This window comes from Flavobacterium panici, assembly GCF_903819335.1.
GTDB classification, from domain to species: domain Bacteria; phylum Bacteroidota; class Bacteroidia; order Flavobacteriales; family Flavobacteriaceae; genus Flavobacterium; species Flavobacterium panici.
Genome location: NZ_CAIJDE010000059.1, coordinates 24,019 through 48,951 on the forward strand (window position 1 = coordinate 24,019; position 24,933 = coordinate 48,951).

Annotated in this window: 20 protein-coding genes; 3 read left to right on the plus strand and 17 right to left on the minus strand. The window is 32.4% G+C overall.

Annotated elements, in window-relative coordinates:
- Positions 1–10: 10 nt before the first annotated feature.
- From FLAPXU55_RS19390 to FLAPXU55_RS19470, 17 genes are all read right to left on the minus strand, one after another.
- Complete coding sequence (locus tag FLAPXU55_RS19390) at positions 11–2,713, minus strand: hypothetical protein (protein WP_180860416.1); 2,703 nt, start codon at positions 2,711–2,713, stop codon at positions 11–13.
- Positions 2,701–6,111 (minus strand): baseplate J/gp47 family protein, encoded by a 3,411-nt coding sequence (locus FLAPXU55_RS19395; protein WP_180860419.1) that lies wholly within the window; start codon positions 6,109–6,111, stop codon positions 2,701–2,703. The genes FLAPXU55_RS19390 and FLAPXU55_RS19395 overlap by 13 nt, the downstream gene beginning before the upstream one ends.
- Before the next feature lie 13 nt (positions 6,112–6,124).
- Complete coding sequence (locus tag FLAPXU55_RS19400) at positions 6,125–6,535, minus strand: GPW/gp25 family protein (RefSeq protein WP_053470587.1); 411 nt, start codon at positions 6,533–6,535, stop codon at positions 6,125–6,127.
- Between the two features lie 2 nt (positions 6,536–6,537).
- Positions 6,538–6,828 (minus strand): PAAR domain-containing protein, encoded by a 291-nt coding sequence (locus FLAPXU55_RS19405; RefSeq protein WP_180860421.1) that lies wholly within the window; start codon positions 6,826–6,828, stop codon positions 6,538–6,540.
- A 267-nt stretch (positions 6,829–7,095) separates the two neighbouring features.
- Complete coding sequence (gene vgrG / locus FLAPXU55_RS19410) at positions 7,096–8,841, minus strand: type VI secretion system tip protein VgrG (RefSeq protein ID WP_180860423.1); 1,746 nt, start codon at positions 8,839–8,841, stop codon at positions 7,096–7,098.
- Positions 8,842–9,537, minus strand: coding sequence for a CIS tube protein (locus tag FLAPXU55_RS19415; protein WP_180860426.1), 696 nt, complete (start codon positions 9,535–9,537; stop codon positions 8,842–8,844). It abuts the gene before it with no gap.
- A 1-nt stretch (position 9,538) separates the two neighbouring features.
- Positions 9,539–9,703 (minus strand): DUF5908 family protein, encoded by a 165-nt coding sequence (locus FLAPXU55_RS19420; RefSeq protein WP_180860429.1) that lies wholly within the window; start codon positions 9,701–9,703, stop codon positions 9,539–9,541.
- Between the two features lie 7 nt (positions 9,704–9,710).
- Entirely contained in the window at positions 9,711–10,157 is a 447-nt protein-coding gene (locus FLAPXU55_RS19425) for a phage tail protein (protein ID WP_007806489.1), read from the minus strand.
- A gap of 2 nt (positions 10,158–10,159) precedes the next feature.
- The gene (locus FLAPXU55_RS19430) at positions 10,160–10,588 is read right to left on the minus strand and encodes a phage tail protein (RefSeq protein ID WP_007806487.1); all 429 of its coding nucleotides are present in this window, start codon (positions 10,586–10,588) and stop codon (positions 10,160–10,162) included.
- A gap of 28 nt (positions 10,589–10,616) precedes the next feature.
- A complete protein-coding gene (locus FLAPXU55_RS19435) occupies positions 10,617–12,713 on the minus strand; it encodes a phage tail sheath C-terminal domain-containing protein (RefSeq protein WP_053470583.1) in 2,097 nt (698 codons plus the stop codon).
- A gap of 21 nt (positions 12,714–12,734) precedes the next feature.
- Positions 12,735–13,571 (minus strand): hypothetical protein, encoded by an 837-nt coding sequence (locus FLAPXU55_RS19440; RefSeq protein WP_180860432.1) that lies wholly within the window; start codon positions 13,569–13,571, stop codon positions 12,735–12,737.
- A complete protein-coding gene (locus FLAPXU55_RS19445) occupies positions 13,568–14,170 on the minus strand; it encodes a DUF4255 domain-containing protein (protein WP_180860435.1) in 603 nt (200 codons plus the stop codon). The genes FLAPXU55_RS19440 and FLAPXU55_RS19445 overlap by 4 nt, the downstream gene beginning before the upstream one ends.
- Before the next feature lie 398 nt (positions 14,171–14,568).
- Positions 14,569–15,435 carry a thiopeptide-type bacteriocin biosynthesis protein gene (locus FLAPXU55_RS19450; protein ID WP_053470580.1) on the minus strand — a complete coding sequence of 289 codons (867 nt, stop codon included), beginning with the start codon at positions 15,433–15,435 and terminating at the stop codon, positions 14,569–14,571.
- 2 nt (positions 15,436–15,437) lie between these two features.
- Positions 15,438–17,642, minus strand: a complete 2,205-nt coding sequence (locus FLAPXU55_RS19455) for a lantibiotic dehydratase family protein (protein ID WP_053470579.1) — start codon at positions 17,640–17,642, stop codon at positions 15,438–15,440.
- Entirely contained in the window at positions 17,639–19,342 is a 1,704-nt protein-coding gene (locus FLAPXU55_RS19460) for a S8 family serine peptidase (protein WP_082356374.1), read from the minus strand. Before FLAPXU55_RS19460 ends, FLAPXU55_RS19455 begins: the two co-directional genes overlap by 4 nt.
- Before the next feature lie 19 nt (positions 19,343–19,361).
- Positions 19,362–19,517 carry a hypothetical protein gene (locus tag FLAPXU55_RS19465; RefSeq protein WP_165590670.1) on the minus strand — a complete coding sequence of 52 codons (156 nt, stop codon included), beginning with the start codon at positions 19,515–19,517 and terminating at the stop codon, positions 19,362–19,364.
- Positions 19,518–19,651: 134 nt separating this feature from the next.
- On the minus strand, positions 19,652–21,367 hold the full coding sequence (locus FLAPXU55_RS19470; protein ID WP_053470577.1) for a helix-turn-helix domain-containing protein: 1,716 nt from the start codon (positions 21,365–21,367) through the stop codon (positions 19,652–19,654).
- 576 nt (positions 21,368–21,943) lie between these two features.
- Between FLAPXU55_RS19470 and FLAPXU55_RS19475 the strand changes: the two genes are divergently transcribed.
- The 3 genes from FLAPXU55_RS19475 to FLAPXU55_RS19485 are packed head-to-tail and all read left to right on the plus strand — an operon-like array spanning position 21,944 to position 24,773.
- Positions 21,944–23,563: a hypothetical protein gene (locus FLAPXU55_RS19475; protein WP_180860439.1), complete on the plus strand. Its 1,620-nt coding sequence runs from the start codon at positions 21,944–21,946 to the stop codon at positions 23,561–23,563.
- Between the two features lie 12 nt (positions 23,564–23,575).
- Complete coding sequence (locus FLAPXU55_RS19480; RefSeq protein ID WP_053470575.1) at positions 23,576–24,118, plus strand: hypothetical protein; 543 nt, start codon at positions 23,576–23,578, stop codon at positions 24,116–24,118.
- Between the two features lies 1 nt (position 24,119).
- The gene (locus FLAPXU55_RS19485) at positions 24,120–24,773 is read left to right on the plus strand and encodes a hypothetical protein (protein WP_123959147.1); all 654 of its coding nucleotides are present in this window, start codon (positions 24,120–24,122) and stop codon (positions 24,771–24,773) included.
- Positions 24,774–24,933: the final 160 nt, after the last annotated feature.

Here is a 24,933-nt window from a genome sequence, read left to right on the forward strand (position 1 = left end):
GCAATAGTTTTTATAGTGATCCTAAATTCGTTTTTCCTAGTATAATTTTATCTGACAATCGCTCGTTTTCATCGCTGCAGTCAAAAAGTCGTCCTGTTGGGTAAACATTGTCCAGAACAGTTAACGCTTTAATAAAGCTGATTAATTGAGGTTCTGGCTGCTCTTGATTCAAATCGGTTTTGGCAAACAAATAGTCTTTGTATGTTTTTTCAAATTGAACAAGCTGGTTTTCTGCAGGGTCTTTTACATCTTTTTCCCTATAGCCAATCCAGCATATTTTTGCCAGTACGTGAGCGGGTAATTCTTCCTTAATTATTTTTTCGATATAATTTCTAAAATCGGTATTGGCAAATCGCAATGTATATCCCGGCAATACTACACTTACACGATAGGAGTAGGGATCTATTGGTTCGCAATTATCACATTCATCAGCGCAGATAGGCATGAAAGTATCCGGATTTACGGTTGTTTGATTTACATCCGGACGAAGCATCATGTGTTCTATCAAAAACATTCCTTCTTCTGTAAAATCTTCTTTCATGAAGTGAATCAAGTCCAGAATCGATTTTTCTAAATCTGCCAAATTAGTGTAGTATTCAAATCTGCGGGCAATAATGCGGTTCGGGTTTTTCTTGTCTTTAATTGCGGGATTTATAATGTCATAAGAATATTTTCCGGCATCTGACTTTTGAATTAAAATATTGTCAACAATAGATAAATCTGTTATTGTACCGTTTTTAAATGCCTCTTTTATTTTATATTCCCGAGTCTGAATAATTTGCAGTACGGCAAAATAAAGCTCCTTATTTGCTGCCGAAGTATCGAAATATTCTGCTGTTGAAGAAAGTACAATTTCCTTATTAGTGTCTACAATACGCCATCTGTAAACAGATTGATTGTCTGTGTCAATAAAATTGTACATTTCGACAAACGAATTAGAAAGATTCCTGCGACTGTAATCTTTAATACCAATGAGTCTCGAAATCCTTTTTTCGGCTCCCGAAACATTATTAGTATTCCATAAATTGGCAATGGGTTGTTTGTAATAATCAAAAGCATTGCCGCGCTCTTTGCTTACTATTTTATAATCTTTCAAAAAGTTTTCTTTGTCACGCAATACAACTTGATCTGTAGTGTTGCCATAAATGGTTTTGTTCACAAAGACGTATTCCGAGAAATTTTCGGCAAAACGGGACAAGAGGTGATCTAAAATTTTATTTCTTCGTTCAATATTATTATCCTGCTGATCAAAAAGCAGTGCTGTAATCGTTTCATCATTGTAATCTTCATATCCGTTTACAATGTCATCAGCGCCTTCAATGTCTTTAACAACTTGCGTAAAAAGGGTTCTGGTCAAATTTCCGCTTACCGAAAGCAATTCGCTTACCTGACCTAATTGTTTAAAATAACTTCCTAATATCTGATCAAAAAATAAAAGATATCCTTTTAATTGTTTTGCTTTAGCTTTACGTTCAACCGATGATCTGGAAGGAAGTCCAACTTCGCCAATACCATAAGTTTCAGGAAAATCATTTTGTATGGTTGTATAAAAATCAGTGTTCAGATATTCGCCATTTGGGATATCTAATTCTTTATCCTGACTGGCGTTTGTTGTAGCTTTGTCTTTTTCTGCTTTTATGGCGTCTAAATAAATTTTTACCTGAGCCTGATTGATATTGAGTGGCAATAATCCTTTGTTGTAATTGAAAACACTTTTAGCGCAAACAACAGGCTTTTCATAAGGTGAAAGGCAAATAAGCCATTTGTTTTCGAGATCATCACCTCCGCAATTCCCTAAAGAAATATCCTTAATCAGTACTACATCTGGAACCGACATTATTATTCTCATGATGTCTGAAAGACGTACTTCGTTTCTCAAATCGGCCGTAAGTAATTCTTTTGTATCAATAAAACCATTTTCTAAAGATGGACCGTCAAAAATTTCCAAAGTTGAATATCCTTTGTCAATCATTTGTTTTAGCGAATAAAAATTGACGGTTGTCGATAAGTAACTTTCCAGAGCGTCAATAACATTTGCATGAACCAATTCTTCATCGGCTTCCGTATCTACTTCAATATCTGCACATATTTTGATAGGGTAGTCTACCACTTTTTTTATTTCAACAAGATCTTCACAAAGGTTTCTGTTTGCATGATACTGCTTTCTTATTTTTTCTTTAACAGCTTCTATTTCTGAAGGTTTTGAGCTTTCAAAATCTACATAAAGATCATATAAACCACTGAGCTCAAAAGATTTTCTTAAATTATCTGGCAGGTTTTCATAATCCTTAACATCATAAGAAAGTTTATCTTTTTTGCAGTCCACATACACTGTTTTTTTATGTTTTGCAAGCCAGCAGTTTCTAACTCCTTTTATGTCGATAAATAGTTTTCTATAATCATTTTGCGTGACTGGACTTGATGACAATACTTCTGAGGCTTTAAAAAACTGTTTTGGAATGCCTTTATTAATGTCATTAGATTCTAAGATATTTTCTATTGGGAGATTTAATCTCATCCCAAGATCAGAAATGGCGTAGCAAAGCATCTCCAGCATCGTAATTCCCGGATCATGCTCGTTAAAATCAGTCCAAAATTTACTGCCAAAAGACTCTATGTATTCGATTCCTTTTTTTCTCAAATAAAAGAAATCCAAATCGTCCTCAGTTGCTGATTTTTTAGGAATGGTGATATGTTGGTTTAGTATCGACATTTTTCAGGTTCTTCTGGGGTTGTTATTGTACAAGTTATTATGTCAGTGCTGATAATGTGGTTTTTAACAGAGACTAAAATGTTTTTTGGGCTTGATGGGGACAGCGTAGTTAAAAAGTCTAAAAGATGTACATTAGCCTTGTTGTTTTCTGTATCTTCTAATGGCTTAGGATGTTCCTTATCTGTTTTCTTATCGATATATATTGCCATTTCAAGCGTAGATAAAAAATCTACGTAATATAAATTTTCGATATATTCAATTACTATACTTCGCTGCAGTTCAACTCCAAATATGATTTGTTTAGAGGTATCAAATGCCCAGGGAGATAAAAACTTTATAAGATCTTCGTTGAGCTGTTTCTTGTAAAAATTCTCATCGTATTGTGGATAAAACTTTACATCCAGTTTTATTATAACTTTTTCATAATCAGGATTAATAACTTTTGCAGACACTTGCATTGAGTTTTTAGAATTAATAAAACTCTCTATGCTGTTCAATGTGGCTGTGCTTACTCTTGGCTCATAAATATCGAATACATTTTTGTCTATAATATCCGGAATTACTACCAGCGTTACTTTTCCCGGCGATAAAAACGAGGTATTTGTACCCGAAATAAAAGTATGGTTAAGGCATTTTACTCTAAAAACAGATGGAAATTCCTGTAAAATAAGATGCTCATAATCCCAAAGTGTTATAGCTCTGTTTTTGTGACGCAGGCGTTCACTTACACGCAGATAATAGGAGGGATCAGACTCCAATGGTTTTCCATCAAATGAATTAAAGGGTTGTTCAATACTTTTAATTTGCGGAACTCTGGTAATTAATTTTGATATTGTTTTGGCAGGTAATGTGCTGTCTAAATGAGCTAAATTGTTGTTGTTATCAAAAAACTGGGCGGTAACAACCTGAGTTTTTACATCGATAACTTTGCAAACTGCATCATAATCTTTGTGCATTTTTGCTTTTACCCAAATGGTATCGGCTGGAAACAATGTATTGTCATTAGTTGCCTGCTTTGGAATGCTAAATTTTACGATACCTGATTTTAAAAAGTTATCGATACCATTTGCCAAAATTTCCTTATCCAGATTTTTCCAATAATTATCGCATAATATGTACCATTCTACTTTTTGTTTTCCTGTAAAAGTGGGAACGCTGATGTTTTCGCTTCCTTCTAATATTTGAAATAATAATGAAATTTGCTGTTGTATTTCGGCATCTTGGAGTCCTACATAAAATTCGCCTCCATCGCAATAATCCGGAACCAGACAATTTGTAGTTGGCGTTCCGGTCTCTAAAATTTCTTTATTGATGGCTTGTTTTTTCAAATAAGAATGCTCTTCACGCTGACCAAAAGGAGCTTCATGAAACAATTTTATTCGGTTAGACTGGTAGGCAGAAATACTAAAATCAGTAGTTTCTTCAGCAGAATAATTCAGGCTTATACTTTCTACAACCGGAGTGTAAGGCTCATTTGGGATAGGCGTTGTCGGATCTGTCGCCACATTCATTATTGCAAGAGTATATATTTTTGGAAATAACGAATGTAAAAATGATTGATTTAATGTCAATCGTATAGGACCACTTTTGTCAATGCCATAAGTGTTCCCTTTTACATTGATATTACATTCATATACTTTATCACCATCAGTATCATCAAATAAATTGACAATTTTATTTTGTTCATCCCAAACTTCTTTGTTTAAAACAGATAATGTTGCTTTAAAATAGCCCTCTTCAACAATTGGATCATTTGGGTTTATTTCAGGTGGTTCGGGTGTTTCTTCAACAGCTTCTATTGCATCATTAATTTCTATAGGAGCTTTTATTTCTGAATTGTTTTTTTTAGGAATTCCATCTTCAGGCTGGTTGGCATGCATTATTTTTTTAACGTTGTCCTTGATGAAAATGGCATCAAGAAAAATCTGTTTACTTATGGTTTCAAGAAAACTATTTTTGTAGGCTGCGTAATGAGTTTCAAATGATAATGGAGTGTTTTTCCACTTGATGTTAATATCTGCATCTATCCATTTTTTAGAAAAGATTTCGGGATAGTCTATTATAAAGGAACTGTTTTTTTCAGGTTGAGGTGTAAAAGGGTAAAAGGGTTTTGCTGCATTAAGTAAACCGTTATCACTTTCTAATAATAGCGATTTTACATCCTTAACCTCAACTTTTGCAGTAATGCTGGTGATTGTTTTTGTTACTAAAGCTCTAAAAAGAGTATGCCCTTTTACATCTTGTGTATTGATTAAAAATCGAATTACAGGAAGTTCTGTCGAGAAAAATTCGCCTAAAACTTTCTTATCGTAGTTAACAATTGCCGGATCATCTTTTGGCACCTGAAAAACCAATCTTAATTTGTTGGCGCCAATGCTGGAAGATTGATTTCCAGCCTTAAAAAGAACGGCTGTGCTAAGTTTAAAATTTCCAATCCAACCTTTTTTTCCACTGTACAGAATGCTGATGTTTTTTAAAAGATCATCTGTATTAAATGGATTATGAAAAGTTAAATTTTGATCAAAAGTAATTGTGATGTCAATATTTCTGTCGCCTTCCTTAAGATTAAATAATTCTGAAGCTATTGCAAAACCTAATTTTGCATCGTCTAATTCCGGGTATTTCTTTTCATTAGATGTATATCCAAAAGGAAACCAATAGGGAGCTTCTTCTTTTAGCGGTTCTCCTTTTCCGTCAAGGGAATTGGCAATTTCGCTGCATTTTATTTCACCCAAATCAACGTCATTATATACGCTTTTTAGATACGCTATATGGGCTTTATTGGCAATAAATTCTTCTGTGGTTTTGTATATTAATTTTTTGCCATCGGGATCTTTTCCGGCATCAAGTTCTGTATTTACTGCAATTTTTTCTTCGGCGATTTTTTTAGCCAGCTCAAAAATGATACTCACCTTATCTGCTTTTGCAGGCAGTTTTTCGATTTGCAGTATGTCTTTATAAAAAAAGTCTAAATGCTTTTTGGTAATAAGATTAAGTTTGTTTTGAGACAATTCCAATAATTTCAGGAAACACACAAACAATGTCATGTGAGGCGTAAGGTCCTGATTGAGATTAGAAGTAGATAATGTTTTGGTAATGCTTTCTTTTAAAACAGCATATTCTTTTTCTGTTCTTTTCGGAATACCATCCGGATGATCATTTTTTGAAAAACCGAAATAGGTAAAAAATTCCTGCCAATCGCCTTCTGGAGTTTTATCGTTATTCGTGTCGAAAAAGTTGACTTGTTTTGCAAAGTTATAAGCAAATAACAGCCAGTCTTCAATAGTAAAATCATGAAGTTTCAGGTTGCCCGGCTCTAGTGCGTCACTAAAGCGTTCTTCCTGATTAACTCCATTTCTTTTAAAAATAACATTGTCTATTTGGCTGTTGGTACTCATAGCTTATAAACTTTTAAATATTAGTGCCTTCTCCTTTGTAAAATGGATAAACTAGATTGCTTCTTGAGTTTGTACTTCTTATTCTGTAATCGATTATGACCAATAATTCTCCCTCTAAATCATCGCCTTGTGTGATGTCAATTTTGTCAACATCAATTCGGGGTTCGTAATATAAAATGGCCGTTTTTATGAGTTCTGAAACATAGGTTTTTAGTGTTCTGTCTAATGTTTCAAAAAGTAATTCATCCATATTACAGCCGTATCTGGGCAGCATAATGCGTTCACCGATTTTGGTAGAAAGCAATATCTCCAGACTGCTTTTAATATCTGCCTCATCAGATGTCATTACGACTGCTTTAGTGTTCTTTTTAAACTCTGGTGGAAAACTCCATCCAGTACCTAAAAAAGCTTCTTTACTTTCCATAATTAACCTATTAAAACGGTTGGACATCCTATTACAATTGTTCCACCATGCGCAGTTGAATCTCCCATTCTAGCGGCTGGTTTTCCTCCAATAAGCACTGTGCCTGAGCCCGCTATAATACTATCAGGTGGACCTGTACAAGTGATCATATCTCCCAAACAGGCTGCCGGCTGACCGCCTATCAGTACTGTAGGTGCGCCTGGCGGTAATATTGGACCGCCTACATGAGGAACAGTAGCTGTTACCATTGGGCAAACATGCATATCGTTAATTCTTGCGGCTGGTGCTCCCATAATTTATTATTTATCTGTTGGGTGTAATTTAATTTAACACATAGAATCATAGACTCTAACCACTTAAAAAAGGCGTTTCACTTATTTAAAATGGACATAAGCTGCTATGTGAAAGAAATGTATTTCTTTTTTGCATTCTTATTAGCTAAAAAAATCTATGTTTCTATGTGTTAAATGTTTTTTTTTGAATTGCACCCAACGGTTTATTATTTATTGTTAACCTTTAATCTAATAGTTTTAAGGACTTATAGTAATCGAAAGAATAAGCTAATTTATCTGTACAATACTGCCTTTTACAATCGCTACTGCTGCCGACGACATTTCTGCGCCAGCACTGCCTTCGGCTTTAAATTGGGCGGTTGCTTTTAGATTTACATTGGTGCCTTCAATTTTTACATCACCTGTTGCCTTTATTGAAATATCGCCCGCGCTTTCCATTTTTATTCCTGCGCTGTCAATGGTAATTACGTTAGAATTTTCGTCTTCAATAACTATAGATCCTTTGTCTTCGTCCAGCGTTATTTTTTTTCCTGCCGGAGTTTCAATGGCTATCGATTTTTTATCATCATCAAAGAGCACTTTCATTTCGCTTCTTGTAAAAATCCCTTTTTGATGGTTATCATCAGCTGCTTTTAGCGGAGCAGGTTTTGCGCTGCTGTGGAGCATTCCTAATACAATCGCATCATTAGGATCTTCGTTGATGAAGCCAATAATTACTTCGTCTTCAATTTCAGGTCTAAAAAAAGTACCTCTGTTGTCACCTGCATCCAGAGCAGCAACTCTGCACCAAATACCTTGTTCTTCGTTATTGATAATGGGTATTTTTACCAAAATTCTGTCTTCACCATCGGGATCGTCCTGAAGCTGGGTTACAATACCAATATGCAGTCCTTTTATGGATGGAATTATTCCTGAAGCCGACGGTGTATTGACATCATAAGTTTCAGAAAACCATTCCGGATTCAATCCAAACTGTGCGTTTACAGTCCAATTACCGTTTGCAATTTCATGGAAAACCCCTGTAATGTATGCTTTGCCATTAAAGCGATCTCCAACTCCTTCAAGTGTGATAATGGTGTTGGGTTTTACTGCGGGAATGCCTTGAAATTTTACTCTTCCGCGAACTTTTGATAGTTGTTGAAATAATAATTTAGCATCAGCCCAATCTTGCAATTCGGTATCGGTAACATGACCGCCGTGACGTAATTCTAAATTTTCCAGTTTTACTATATCGGATAAATCTGAAGCAGATAAATTTCCATTTAGGCTTACGCCGGGATCTTTGGCTTCAATTTCTAATAATTCCTGATTGGATGCATTCCAACTATAAGATGAAACTTTAGCAAACTGATTTCGAGCATCAATTTCGGCATCAAAATCGAGCATACTGCTGCCAAAAGAAACTGTTTCTACTGCTGCAGAAGCCAAATCTGGTTTTTTAATCGAGATTTTGCCGTTTTCAACAAAACATAATTTTCCGTTGGCTTGTGCACGGGAAACAATAAAATCCCAATCGGAAGTATTGTACTGCACTAACTCTTTGTGGCTATAATTAGTGCTTTCTACATCTTTTTCTAATCCGTAAGTGCCTATAATGTCTTCAAAAGCATCGCTGTCTTTTACGTCATAAAAATATTTGCTTTTTCTGCCAATGGTCATTTTTACTGCTTCGTCTTTGCATTCCACAATTAACAGGGACGAATTGTCTTTTATTTTTATGGAATGTTTTACAACTATTCCTTTGTAAATAGTTTCTTCGTCACTGTGATAGCCGGCTTTTATCTCTATTTTTTTTCCCGGAATGAGCAAATCTTCATTGCTTAATTTAAAATCTTGTGAGGCAGCATCTCCATCGGTCAAAATAATTTGCGCCATCGGTATTCTATTCACCTCATTATGAACTACAATGCTTATTACTTGGTAAATACCAGACAGCTCAGTTCCCTCAATGAGCAATTTGTGCGTTACTAAATCTGCACTTTTACTGGTTTGTATGACGCCGCTATTGTTCATCTATTGTTGTTTTTGTAGAGGAGGGAAAAATATTTTTTGACCAATTTTTAATTTTCTGAAATTGATAAGCTTGTTGGCTCTTGCTACTTCGAGATAATATTTTGAATCGCCATAGATCTTAAAAGACATTAAAGGAAGCGTATCGCCAGCTTTTACAATTCTGGTATGTGTTAAATCTGGAGATTGATTGTTTTGCTGTTTTGCTCTTAATTCATCCTCAACAACTCCTTTGAATTTTCCTTTTGCAATGGCTCTAATGGGTGTTCCATCTGGCCTGAAAAGTTTATATTCAATTGTCATTTCTGTGAGAGAACCTTTAAACAGCAGACTTCCCCAGGCAATTTTTAAATAGTTTGGCTTATGTTCTGTACCATTATATTCTAAAATTACCTTTCTAAAATGCTCAATGTCTTCAATAACACCATTTTCGGTCGTTTCCTTGCCGGCAATAACACCTGTTCGGTCAAAAACAAAATCCAATTCTAATTCCTCCGGAGCAATTGCTGTAAATCTTGGCGCAGGACTGCTTGTTCCGGCAGCTTGCGTGGTATCTTGCTCTATTTTGTAATGAAAAGTATATTTTTCGGGATTCATCAGAGTAATGAACTCTTCAATATCCGAAATTGGATTGTTGAATTGAGGATCGCTGTAAGCAATGATCTTCAGTTTTTTTAATTCACCATTAGTCGTTGTCATATCAGCGTTCTTTTTTTCGTTCAATAATTTTCATTACTTGCTCGACACACTCAGCCACATTGTCCTTTTCAGCAGATGATGATGAAGCAGAAGCTGGCTTTGCACCTGAACTTGAATTTTCGCTCACGTTTATTTTAATGTGAAGCTCTTTGATTTCAATTGGCATGATAAAATTATTTTTTGTGAAGCGTGAAATAATTATAAGCAAGCTCAAAGCTTTCAACAACAATTTTGCTTTCTAAAGCACTAAAATCTTCCACTGCCCATTTTACGGGATAGGCATGTATCACTTTCCAGTGCATTAAAGGCTCGTGGTCTTGATTCAAGAGTTTTACAGTTAAATCGACGGGCTTAAACTCGAAATTTTCTAATGCTTTTCTGCACCATTCAATTACGTCAGAGTCAATAAGTATCCCCCTTTTTAAAACCAAATTGGGATATTTGGTTTTAACGGGAAGTTTGTGTTTGAATCTGTTTTCTCCACCCTCGACAATTTCTTCTGTTTCAAGATCTACAGAAAGTCCTGATACAGATTGAAATTGATGGTCTTTTTCTTTTGTGCCCAGTTGATCAAATTCAACCAGAAAATGAAAGCCTACGGGTGGATAATAGTTAGCCATGACTAGTCATTTTGAATAGATAAACCTTCATGAACCAATTCTATTGACTCGATGGCTACTTCGTTTCCGTCAGCTTTTAAATCAGTTGACTGCACTTTTGTAGGCCACGCATTTTTTACTTTCCAGGTAATCACTGGTTCGTGCTCCTCATTAAGTAATTTGATGGTAATATCCCTTCTTTCGATGGTGTTTAGTTTTACTGTATTCCACCAGGCGTAATACTCATTATCGCTTTTAAAAGTGCCTCTTTTCATGGTAATGTTAGAGTACTTCTGCATGCCCGGCATTTTAATTTTGCTGTATTCCGGACTTGCACCCTGACGGTACTCAATAACTTCAGTTTCTACATCTAATCCGGAAACTTCTGTAAACCCTATTTTTGTTCCTCCCCAGTCAACTGAGAAATGAAACTTTGGTAATGGATAACTCATGATCTATATTTTTTTAATGATGATTTAATTAAGATTCCTGCATTTTGTGAGAGAAACGAAGAATGATGAACTCAGCCGGACGAACTACTGCCAGACCAATTTCGATGATCATTTTACCGTCTAAAATATCCATAGCAGACATGGTTTGTCCCAGCCCGATTCTAACATAAAAAGCTTGTTCTGGTTTGGCTCCTGCCAAAGCTCCGGCTCTCCATTGAAGAATTAAGAAATTCTCAATCATAGCTCTTACTCTTATCCATGTATTGGCATCGTTAGGTTCAAAAACAAACTGTTCGGTTGCTTTTTTAATAGATTCTTCGGCCATATTAAAGAAGCGGCGAACTGGTACATAACGCCATTCACTATCGTTACCGGCTAAGGTTCTTGACCCCCAAACCAAGGTTCCTTTGCCGGTAAAGGTTCTGATAGCATTGATAGATTTACCTGCAACAGTATCAATATTTAAATTGTCCTGAATGGTATTTGTTATTTGTACGGTTGGTTTTATTACATAGTTCAAACTTACATTTGCAGGAGCTTTCCATACGCCTCTGTCTCTGTCAACTCTGGCATAAACTCCCGCAATAGCAGAGCTTGGTGGAAGTGTTATTGACAGGTTGTAAATTTCAGTAAGTATCTTATTAAAAGTCGCATTGTCGATACTTTCTAAAGTGCTTAATTTTCTTCCGTTTAATGCGCCATTATTTACATCTTTTCCGCTAACAGATTTAATAGCATTTACAAGTGAAAGAAGGTTTGCTTTAATACCGGAAAAACTATTTGTAACTATCGTAATTGCAGTTTGAGTATTCAAATCAGTATAGTTTACCAATTTTTTTAATTCCTTATCAAAACTTACAGTATCTGTAGATATAATTTTAAGCATTTTAGCTGGTGTATTCTCATCCTGTATTTTTTTCTTTAATGTTTTTAAGTTTTTATATACAGAGTCAATTTTATTTGCAGCAGTAAAATTTGCATTAAATGCAGTCAGAGCACTTGTAATGTTGTTTGCAATAACGGGATCTTCATCAATTGTACTTATTGCTGCATTTGCTTCGTCGTTAAGCGAATTCCTCAAAAGAGATAAACTTTCTAAAGAAATTAACAAAGCATTTAGTTTATCTAAGAAAGCTCCTTTTTTTGCAGGATTACTAACAAAAGTTCCGCCTAAATCAAAACCGGTTGCATCATTGCTGTACATCTGTAAAAGTAAATCACTCATTTGACCGGAAATATCTCCGGGAACAGTATCAACGTCAATCAATTTAGCTACAGTAGCATCAATTCCTGTTGTTGGATTTTCGATAGTTGCCAGTCCTGCAGCGATTTGGTCATACGCTTTTGCCGTATAGGAGAAATGTTTTAATATAATTTTACTGCTGTCAAAAGCATAATCCAATATGGTTTCTAAGTGAGGATAATAAACTGCCCCGTATTTAATAGTATCTTTTTCAGAACTAATTTTATCTCTTAAATCATCTATATTAGTATCTGTTGGGCTTGATTCATCATAACTTAAAGTATCAATTAAGGTAAATCTGTCCTGCAGGTTTTGACATTGCATTAATGCATTATTGTATAATCCGTAGAAATCAGTTGTAGTTATACCGCTTACTTTTGTTGCATCAGGAAATAAAATTAGTGTTGGTTCGTCTACCTTTTCTAATTCTGCTAATCCGTCGTTTAATGCAGTACTGTTATTGATTGCTGTAATCTGAGTGTCTGCCTCATCTAAATCATTTCCATAACGCCCTACCGAAATAATGTAGCAAGGACCACCGCCATTTGCAAAGAACAACTGCAAGGAATAATACATCAAAAAAGGCTGTTTTGAAGTTGGCTGATCTACAACAATAGATCTTGTGTCTCCATTATCTGTTGAAACATCATTAATGGTAACACTAATTGTTGTCTCTGGTTTTGCAAAGCCAAAAAAGCGTTCGTATTCTAAAAGAGATGTTATTCTTGTTGGTTTCAATTTCAAATCTCCATTAATCTTGTTCGTGGCTTTTTCTGTATAGCCAATAAAAGCAGGAATCGCTGTCTCTACCTGGGCAACAGAAGGAGGAAACTTTACGATTTCCTCAACATATACTCCAGGCGTTTTGTAAGTTGTTGCCATAATTGATTTGTTTTTTAATTATTAAATAAATATTTCCGAATAGTAATCACTATTGATTTTTGTTATTGACTTTACAGATGGATTTGGGTATTGACTTTCTGCCGGTTGTGCAGGCGTAAAATCGGTAAGCGGGTCAATTTCAACAAAACCGGAGCGCGTTAATGGTTTTGCAGCATTGGTTTTAATTTCGGTTCCTGCTTTACGGTTGATATATTTCCAAAGTGTTTTCCGATTATCAAAATGAATTTTAAAATTTGGGCTTGTCATTTTGCCCAAATTATTTATGATGTTTCCTGAACTGTTGTCGCCTTTGGCTGTGAGCGAAATAATCCCAAAGACATTTTGTTGTTCTGACGGCTGCAGTGTTGAAATTAAATTGACAGTGGTTTCTTCAGATACTAAATACACATTTGAAATTAGCTTGTTGTCATTTATTTTTGGAAGATATTCAAATGAAACGGGTTCAGTTAATGGTTTGACATTACTGAAAAGATATGCCTGAGTAAGAGCAAAATCAAGATTAGTATAATTTTCAAATTGATAATCGTTTATTTTAATTAAAAACTTTAAGTTCAAATCAACAGGAACTTTTATAAATGGGTCCAATTCATCTTTCACTTTAACGTATACTCCGAAACCTGTTTTGGTTTTTTTGAATATCATTTTGTAGTTTTTAAGTACAACATTGGTTTCCAGAGTTGGTGTTATTGCTGTAAATGCTTCTGTATTAAAGGACTGCAGCATTTTTTCTTTATCAGCATTTGTCATACTTGTAAAAGTTTCTTCTCCATTATTCAAAAAATAATTATGAAGAAGTGTTACTTCAAATAGCAATTGATATGTAGCAGCAAAACTCATGATTGTTCTTTTCTTTTGGTTGTTCCTGAAAATTCACCAATAACTTGTCCTTCTGCCTGTACAATATTGCGTTCAATTTGTATCATACTCACTTTATATAAAGCAGATGGAAGCTGTTTACCTCCCAATGTTCCCCAGATATAATTTAGTTCTTCAAAAGTGGGAGTGTAGAGTTCAACCGTAAATCTAAAGTTGTCTACATTGCTCATTGCGCTAGTGCTTCTGTTAAAGATGGTATTGGCTTGGGTAAAAAGTTTTTTCCCCTGAAAAAATTCAATAATTTTTGAAATATCCTTAAGTGAGTTGACATATTTGTCTCTGTTAGCACTAAAAAGTATATACAGATTTAAATTGACGATACTGTTTCTATAAATTGTTTTAGTATTTTCAATAGTATGATTTGGGAAGTTTTTTAAAGCAGCTTCTTCGGCTAAATTAATTACGGTAAGTGCCACGCCATCTTTTAACAGGTCGGCAACATCATCTTTTTGTGATTCTAAAAAAGCAATATTCTCAGGAACAACAGATTTGTCCAGCCCAATTTCCTCGAGATAGCTATTTACTTGTTCTGCAATTATTTGTATTACTTCAAAAATCATCTTTTGATAAAATTTATTATAAATACTAAATGAAATGTTTACTGAATAAGAATATGATTCAGGCGCAGATTATAATTAGAAATGGGGGCTTCTGACTGTGCTTTAAACTTGGTATGAAAACAAGGCTGATAAGATTTGACTAAATTAGATAAATGCAAGGGTACCAAAAAAGGGGAAAATTCCCCTTTTTTTATTTATTTAAAATATTGGTTTTTAGTTAGTTGTGATGATATTAAGGCTTTGTTTTAATCCTTAGTAATATCAGTGGATTGAAGGAAAGAACATTCAAAAATTTAGGAAAGAAAAGAATTAAAAGTGGTCAAATTTTAGATTTGAAAGATGCATTTAAAAAGCTAATGTATGCAAAAACTAAAATTAAAATGGTGAGGTTCTATTTTTTAGGAGAGAATAATATTTTGTTTTCGATAATTTTTCGATTTATAAAATCTAAACAAATGATCATAAATAATAAGTTCATACATTCTTTGTTTTGAAGTGTATTGTCTATTAATCATCATATGAATATGACTTGCCAAAAAAGATTCTAATGGAATTTCAATTTTAGTTTTGATCTCTAAAGTTTTTTCAGCAATATTTTTAGATTTTTTATTTATAATTTTTGCAATTTCTTTCAAATTATCATTTGAGGTAGTCGATAAAAAATCATTTATTTGAGGATATAATGATTGGTACCTTTTAGACATTTCTTTTTTCTGTTCTTTATCTGTCTCAAATTCTATTTTGAAAGAAGTTTGTAAATTATCCATCAATGATAACTTCTCCATATCTGATAATTTAAAGGAATTTAAAAAAGAATCAATTGCATAAAAGCTAAATAATAGCGGAGTGTCCTGTTTAGTAAATTGAGATTTAAGTTTGATATAGCGTAAAATCATTTTGCTGTCTTCCCAAAAAAGGAATTCAGAATCTAACATTGTATTTTCGCCATATCTTTCTATTTCTCTTTTGTAAGTGTCTGTTTGTATGTTCCAGACTAAATTTTGCTCTAATAGCTCATTAAAAACAGAATAAAAAGATTTAATAACTCTAGTTAGATGTTTTGTATCGCTTATCAAAAAACGAATACGAAGATGCTCTTCTGTATCTCTGTAACGAATAAAGAACCATTTTTGGATGATCTTCTTTTTTTCTAATTTTAAAATGACAGGTTTTAATTTTTCTAATAAAATATAATCAGATGTTTTCACACCGGTATAAATTTTATAATATAACCATTCACTGCCCAGACAAAAATCTCTTTGCATTTTTATGCTTTTTCTTTGTAATAAGAAAGTATAATTTGATTGCAGAAAACAGCATCTTCAGTATTTTGAACTGCTGATTTTTCTGTAAACAAGAATTCTTCCAAAATAGTTTTTTCTTGATTTTTTCCTGATTTTAAAAATAATTCAATAGAAATTTCACTTTCAAAATCATACAAAAGTGTATTGTTAGAATTGCTTAAGGTTACATAGCGTGGAATATTACGCTTTATTCGCCATTCGGAAAACAATAAGATTAAATTGTCTTTATCTATTTTACAGAAACCAATGATTTCATCTTTTTTAATTATCCATTTTGCCTTTGAAAGTATAATTTCATTATAAATTACTCTTGGGAAAAAATTATATTGCGATGCTAAAACTCCCCAATTAAAAGTAGAAACTGGTTTTAAATTTTGTCGTTCCAGATCACATAAAAAATGATAAATAGGTAAAGAATTATTTAAAAAATTATGTGCATTTGATAAACAGGGAAGAATTTCTTTATTCTGTTTTTTAGAGCGAAGTATAACTCTGCCCGACTTAATCGAAATCGATAAATCGTTTAAATCCAGATTGTTTTCTCTCGAAACACCGGGAGCACATAAATAACTAATTTCGTAGTCTCGTAAAATTGGCCTTCTTATAATATTTCCTATTCTTGATTCTGGAATATGTACAATTTCGGCTAAAATTTTATCATCGTGATATTCATCTTCTTTTTGAATAATTTCTTTTGTAAGCTTGTGAATTTGTTTGTTTCCATTGCAAAATCTGCTTAATAATTTTGAAGCACTTGTATTTCCTGTTGATGTAAGAACAATATTGTTTTCATCAAAAACTTCTACAATTACTGAAAAAGTTGTAGGAGAATTTTTAAAATCAGCATCAAAATCCGGAAAATCTTTTTCTGAAAGTACAATAATTTCGTCGTTATTCAGAATACTATTTTGAAGCTTCGCCTGTAAAATAAAATCAGTATTTGTCCATACCTCATTTTTTTCAGATGTGTTTTTTGCTTTAAAAGAATAACTTTCGAGAATTTCATGAATATCATTCATTTCGTGATTTTCATGATAACCAATCCCAATTTCTGTATCTAATACAAAGCTTAAAGGCATTTCTGAAGATTCATATCTTTTGATAAAAGACTTTTTGAAATTTTCAAGATTTACTAATTCCCTGGAAGTCTGAATGCCGTTTAAAAATCGGATTGCTTTTAGTACTTTTTGAGAAACATCGGCATTTAATTTATTATTGAGAGCTGAAACATTTAGATCGGTCTGAAATAGATATTTTTCTTCATACTGAGTTCCAATATTATTGATCGTTTCCCTGATTTTTTCATAACTTCCCTGATTCGTAACCAAGTGTTTATCCAGATGAGAAAGGTTTTTTTGAAGGTCTTTAAAAAAAATAATTTCATTATTTAAGTGTGGAATTTTTTCCAAAATGGAGAAAGTTCTTTTCCATTCATCGTCTCCGGTTATCACGGCATCCAATTCGCTGACTAAAAATTGAAAAACTATTAATTGTGAAATGAATTCAAATGCTTCTTCCTTTTCAGATTCATCTTCTGCTAAAAACGCTATCATTTCGTAGATAGTAATTCCTGATTTTGCTTCAGAAAGAATTTTCTTTAGTAAATCTGATTTACGTATTGCTGAAATAATATGTTCCCGTTTTGTTTCGGCATATTTATATTCAATAAAACGATAAAATTCACCAACTTCGTAAATAGAAGAGTTTGGAAAAAATTTAAGATAAACTGCAATTTCTTTTCTTTTTGCAATATCCTGCAGTAGAGATACCCAATAATGCATATCAAATTGCGTAAAACGGCTGTGATTATTTTCAGTATCTAAAATAATATTTGTTTCAGTATCTAAATTTCCAACAGAACATCCTGCAAACAAACCAAATGGTGTACATCGTGACGAAATTCTCGCCATATACTTTAGAAAAGTAAGTTCGAACGCTTTTTTTTTATCATTAGATAATGTAGAAGTTCCAGACACCCATTTATCTAATCCACTTACTAATTCTGGTGAAGCTAAATTTATTGCTTCTCTAATTATTGGTGTATTGTATAATCTGAATGCTTTCTCTAAAGAATAATTTTCTAATAATTCAAGGTAATTTGACAGGGGAAACAAAGGGGTTCGAAGTACAAATTTCGAAAAGCTTTTTATTTCAAAATGAGGTTTCATTTTTTCTGCCTGCTTACTTTTTCTGCAAGTTTCATAGCATTATATGCATTTAAAACTTTGCCTGATTTAGATAATTCTGTAAATAAAGTTTGCTTGTCTTTTGTTCCCGGAACAATAACTTCGAGGTTATATGTTGTTCCTGAGTCTATTATGATTTGTTTGACCTGCTGTACTTTAAGTTTAGGATAATAAGACCATATAAGAGCGGCTACTCCTGAAACTATTGGAGCAGACAATGAAGTTCCAGAATCTGATTTATATTCATTATCCATAGCTGTTGTATAAATTTGTTCGCCAGGAGCAAACAAGTCTACATTTTGCTTTCCGTAGTTTGAAAAATTCGACACAAATGTTTTGTCTAATCGTGCCGAAACTGACCCAACATTAATAAAATTACCGCTTACTTCAGGTTTACCATCAAAGGTATTATCGCTTGGGTAATAAGGATTTTCATCAACATTGAAACGTTCATTTCCTGATCCGTGTACTAATAAAACATTATGTTTTTCAGCATATTTAAAGGCATCTGAAACCCATTCCTGATGTACTGAAAATTCTTTTCCAAAAGACATGTTAATGACTTTAGCACCATTATCTACAGCGTAATAAATTGCCATTGCAATATCTTTATCATTTTCATCTCCGGAATAAGAAATATTAAGAGGCATAATTTTTACATTTTCTGCCACACCTTTTACTCCTATGGTATTCTGACGGTTTGCCGCTATTATGCCGGCAACTTTTGTGGCATGTCCCTTAAGATTTTTAATTCCTTTTTTAGAGATACTTACATTTCCGCATCCGTATCCTTTTTCTAAAACATTTGGATTATCACCAATTACAAGTCTGTCGTTAAAGTCTTTATTTAAATTTTTATTTACTATCGAATCTAACTCAGCCTCACTTTTTTTAAGAGCTTCAAGAGTGCTCTCGCCATCTTCCATATTAATCATCATATAAAATATTAAAGCTCCCAGATCACGATCATCACTTTCTCGCCTTTGTCTGTAAGTTTTATCATTTATTTTATGTTTTTTATAAAGACTGTCTAATTGCTTATAAGTATAGTCTTCTTTTGGAAAAAAATGCTTTAAGGTATCTTTTACCAAAGGGAAAATTTTAACACTGTGGTTTAAACCACTTAACCATCTGTTGTAATAAATGTTTTCCTTCTCGTTAACTTTTAATGCTCTTTGGTATTCTTTGTAATTAGCTAAATTTTCTGGTTTAATCTGGTCTTCTGTTTTTCCTTTAAATTCAGGATCCCAATGCCTTATAAATCGAACAGATTCAAAGTTTCCCCAGGTAACGTAATCTTCTTTTTTGTTTGATGTGAAATTCCAACCATTTATATCATCTACATAACCATTATTGTCGTCGTCAATATTATTATTAGCGATTTCTTTTTGATTGATCCAAAACTGACCTTTTAAATCTTCATGATTAATATCTAATTGTGTATCTATAACAGCAACGATAACCTGTTGCTTAGATTTTTTTTTGTTTTCACTATACCATTTATTCAATGAAATTCCAGGTATACTGTCTTTTAAATAATCTTTTTGATACCATGTTTCTAATTGTTGAGACGTTAGTTTATTTTTATTAATAATTGGTATAGAAGATGTGACAGGTTCTTGTGAAGACTTACAACCTGATATGAATAGTATGAGTATGAAAATAAATGGGGGAAATTTCATGAGGAAAATTTAAAATATATTAGGTGTTTTTATTGTTTCCTCCAGTTACAACATCTGTAATGGTTTTATCATCTCCGGGTGCATCTCCGCCAACAATAGTTCTTAGGTTTTTTAATTTTGCAACTTCAAATTTTTCTAAATCAAATTTTTTGATTTCTTTTTTGTTTGTTTTCATGGTTTGTTGATTAAATATGTTTTTGCAAATATATAGGTGTATTCTTAAAATGCGGCTTATTGTGGCTTATGTTTATCGGAATTCAGGAATTTCGATAATAATTAGTTTTTAAAACAATGATTATTAGTGTTTTATTATTTGTTGTTCTCTTCCAGCTGTTTTAAGAAATAGGTTGGTTTTATGCCTGTTTTTTTATGAAAAGCAGCCGAAAATGACTCTGCATTATTAAAACCAAATTCAATTGCCAGAGCCTGAATAGTATATTTTCTAAGTTTATGATCCTGCTTCAAACAAGTTAAAGCATGTTCAATTCTTAATTCATTTATATACTGTATAAACGTCTTTTCTTTATAAATATTTACAATTTTAGACACATATTTGTTATTGGTGTCAAAAGATTCAGATATAGTCTGAATTGTAATATTCGAATCTAAAAAACCTTTTGAAGTTTCAAAATCAGTCAATTTTTTTAATATTTGATTAATAATATCTTCATTTATTCCAATAGTATCCGTTTTCGATTTGTTCTCTTCGAAAACTCCAATTTCTTCGAGTTTATTATTTAGTTCAATTTTTTCATCAGATTGCTGCATTATTTTTTCAAAACGAGAGCGATAGCTTTTTTTAAGTTTATATTGATAAATGCTAAAACCAGCCATTAATAATACTATAAAAATTAAAAAACCAATGCTCCAATACGATTTTGTATTGTTTATTTTAAGTGATTTAATGAGGTTTTCTTTTTCCTGCATTAAATTGGGTGTATCATATTCGATGTTTAATTTTTTTGTCAGCTCTTTATAATTGTTTTGTAGAATGCTATCGATATACATATACTTTGTTAAGTATTTTAATTGATTTACCTTATCATTATTATTTTTGAAATAAGAAATTAGATAAGGATAACCACTCATAAATTCAGGAGTAATTCTTTTTGTAACATTATATAAAGAATCTACTTTAATAAAATTTTTAATAGCTTCTTTTTTATTATTCAAACCGGCATAAGCTTTACCGGTATAATAATAACCAGCCAATGTATTTCCTTTATCTTTATAATGTATAACTTTTGGGAGAGCATTATTAATACTATCCAGAGCTTCTCCAAATTTTCTTTTGAAGATTAAATTAGCACCTTCATTTAAGGTAAAAAGAGCATTTAATAATTGGTTATTTGTTGCTTTTGTTTCAATAAATCCTTTTTTATTATAATAAGTTGCAGAATCTGAAATACTTAAAGCTTTGTATGCATCTGCAAGACCAAAAAGGACCAATTGATACGGATAAGAATAATTTGTTGATCTGACTTTTTTATCATTATAATAGTTGTAGCATTCTTTATACAAAACAAGAGCTTCTTTTACTTCCCCTAATTCTTCAGATTTTAAGGCTGCAATAGTAAATTTTGTCTCATAATATAAATCCGGATTATTTTTTTTAGCAATATTTTCAGCTATTAAAAAATTATCTATTGCTTCCTTATACTTAAATTGTTTTTTATAAATATGACCTTTTCCTGAATAGGCATAAGCAGGGAATTTTGGATCTGATAGCTCTTTTGTATAAAAAATAGCACTATCTAAGTAAACTATAGCTTTTTCATTTTCTGATAATAATGAAAGTAAAAAGTATCCTCTTGCTCTTTCGACAGGTTTATTTTCGCTTTTCGCTTTGTTTAAATAAGCATTTGCATAAGGCAGCTGTTTTGCACTTTTGTTTTCGTTTTTCCAATAAAGTTCCTTTAAATCTTCAAATGAAAGTTTTGTTAAATTCTTATTTATCGTCTGCGAATGTAGGTGGCTAGAAAATAATAATAAAAATAGTGGTAATAGAAATTTAGAATAAGGCATAAAGATCAGTTTCGTACAAAAATATAGTATAAGTTCAGAAACACAAGTCGAAATTTAATAAAAACAATATTTTTATATTGTATTGTCTTTCAGTTGTTTATGTTTTTGTTTTAACTGTATTCCTGAATTACGTGCCGAAATTCCTGAATTCAGATGTACATAGTTTGTGCAGTGTAAGAGCATTATATAGTTTTGGCTGCAGAAAAAACAAGATTTTATTTTGATCCAAGTTGGTAATAAAGAAAAAACTGTTTTTACTAAATCTAAGATTTTTTTAGCTCTATCTATTTCCACATTATTTAGTCATCAATTAATTGTCCGGACATTTAATATTAGTCTATAAAACAAGGTCTGATATCTTGGAATATAATTTCAAAATGAAAATAATCTTAAAAAATATAGCTAATAGATTGAATTGTAGAGATTAAAAAGCTAATAAAAGTTTGAATGCAATGTGTAATATTTTGCAAATGGCCAGTTGTAAGAGAAAAACATTTAAACAACAGTTGTGATAATTGGACAGGGAAACCTGTATAATTAATTTAATAATCAGTAATACTAAAGAAATATAAAATTATGAAAAATGAATATTTAAAATTTTCTGCGGGAAATTTAGTATGTTTGGTTGCCTTATTAGGAATAATTACACTAGCCAGCTGCGAAAATGATTTTGACAAAACCGAAAGCAATGATGCGAGCGCAGCGCTTGAAGAAATCGAAGTAGTTGATGATAATACAGTTAAAATTGAAAGTAAAGCAAGTTTGTTAACCATTTTTAAATCATACAAAGAAAATGTCGCTAACCAAAACAATTTTAATGATAAAATCAGAAAAATCCAGAACAAAGGTTTTAAATCCTTAACGCCTCTTTTCCGTGAAGGTGATAGCGAAGGTGTCCAAAAATTTGTGTTAGAAAAAAAGAAAAGAATTGCAAAGAGAAATGTTGAATTTGGAATTACCTCAAAACCAGGAGCAAATGAAGAAGTTGCTCTGGATGATGAATTGATTTCAGACCCGGTACTTTCTTCTCTTTTAAATGAAAACAGAGAAATCATTGTTGGTGACAGCTTGTATAAATATACAGAAACAGGGCTTTATTTTTGCCACGTAAATAACAAACAAAAGTTGTACGATTATTTAAATAAAACCAGTGTTACTAGTAGAATGAGTAAATTTACAAAAACGAGGATGACTGGTAAAGCAATGCCTCAAGTTGTAGTAGCTGATGATGGAATTAATCAATTTTTGCCTACACCGGCTTATATTCAGCCTATCGACCCTGGAAGTGGCGGAGGCGGCGGAGGCGGATATACTCCACCAGCTCCACCTGTTACTACAAGTCCAAAATTAATCAAACAAAATCTTGAGATTTCTTACATAGAAAAAAATAGTATTTGGGAAAAAGTTTTTGGTGCTTCTGATAAAGCTGAAGATTATTATAGCGATAACAGACGTATACAAGTAAGTTTCTGGAATCAAAATTATTATTTATTTTCATCGGTTGGCTGCAGCGCCAGACTTCAAAAAAGAGAAAAAACATTAGGAGTATCCTATTGGGAAAAATCGTATGCAGATATTATAGAATTAGGGGTAAATGATGTACAATATGATTACAAGTTTAATACTCCTGTTTATAATCAGGGAAGTTATAATTATAGTACAGTTTTTTTTGAATATAAAGGTGTAAAATACAATATTGATGGAAAGATTATTACTAAACTACCAACAGATGGTCCTAGATTTATTTTTGATACCGGAGATCCAGAGGAAGGTTTAACAATATTTATTCACAATAATGAATATGATTTACTTACAGCCAAGGAATTAAATAAAGCTATAGATGTGCTGGCTAAAGCATTTGCTACTAAGATGCCATCAACAGTTGATAAAGTGCTATTAAATGACAAAATAAAAAATGAAAGTTTAAAATATAATGTCCTTAAGGCTCCTTCTCTGAGTAATACGGTTACTTTTAAAACGCAAAATGTTAAATGGAGCCGAAATGACGATAATGCAATCACCAATTATTTTGATTTTAATTTTCTTCTTACCTGGAAAAGTACTTATGAAAATACTGAGGATTATTTAAACGGGCTTAAGGGCGCAACTTCATACTCAAATGTTTCTATAGATCTTTATGGAGCAGCTCTTCACAATGGAGAATGGAGAGGAAGAAGATTATTGTTAAGTAATTAATATATTTAAAATATGAAAATTAGGTTTAGTTTTTTATTACTATTAGCTTTTATAGTAAATGTTCATTCTCAGGATGCAACTACCAGTGTATCAAAGAATCAGTTTAAGGTAAATGTTTTATTTCCGGGCTTTGTTTATGAACATGGTTTTACAGAAAAAAACACACTCTATTCAGAAGTAAGTTTGGGATTTGGATATCGAAAAAGTAGTTATTATTATGAATCGACCTGGTCATTTTATCCTATGATTAATGAACAGTTTCGTCATTATTATAATTTAGAAAAAAGAGCTGATAAAGGTAAAAGAACAGCCTATAATTCAGGGAATTTTTTAGCATTAAATGCAACCTATAATTTTAAGCCAATCTCGACCAATAACAACTTTGGCGAATATGCTCCATCATTTACCCTGGCACCAGTATGGGGACTTCAACGTACATACAATGGGAAACTAAATTTGGAACTGCATTTGGGAGCAGGCATAAATGTTGATAAATATAATACAGAATTTGCTCCCGTTGCTAACTTCACTTTAGGGTGGGTAATTGGTAAATAATATGAGAAAGAAGATATTAATAATCGTGCTTTTACTATGTTATCATTATAGCAATTCGCAAATTGTGCGTCCTTATGCAGGGTTTGTAACTTATTTGCATACTGATTTTTCGAGTTCGGTTTTTCTGAGTTTAAAAACTGGGGGGGAATTTAAATTACTGAAAAACCTGAGACCGGAGATTGAAGTAAGCGGCATAATAGGTGCTCCTGAAGAGTTTGAAAGAAAAACTGAAAACAATATAGTTTACGAAAAATATTCAAGCTCTGCTACTGCTGTAAATTTTAGTATTTGCCCTAAAATAATTTTAGGAAATACAGATGAACTGAGTTCTTATTTTGTAATTCTTCCTAAATATTCAATTTCTAATATTGAAGCACATGGAAAAAGAGAAACTTTTAATAATGCAGGATTAGTAGTTAAAAATGATACTAAAATTGAAAAAGTATGGGACCAATCCTTTGGAATTGGGATAGGTTATAATTTTAACCTTTCAGATGAAAATCCTGACTCTCTATGTATTATTCTTGATCTTCAAGGAGTTGAATTAGGAAAAGCATTAGACAAAGTACGTGAAAGTGAAAGCAGAATAACCACCAAATGGACTTTTGGACTTGGATTTAATTATTATTTCAATTTAAAAAAGAAAAAAAGTTAAAAATCCCCGTCTAAGTTATTGGAAGAGAAATAGCTTAAAGCATTTATAAAAGAGACAACTTTTAGACTGCACCCAAAAGTTTAGACAAATTAATAATTAAGTTTTATAATAATGAGCTCGATATTGTATCGGGCTCATTCCTTTTAGATTAAGTTTAATT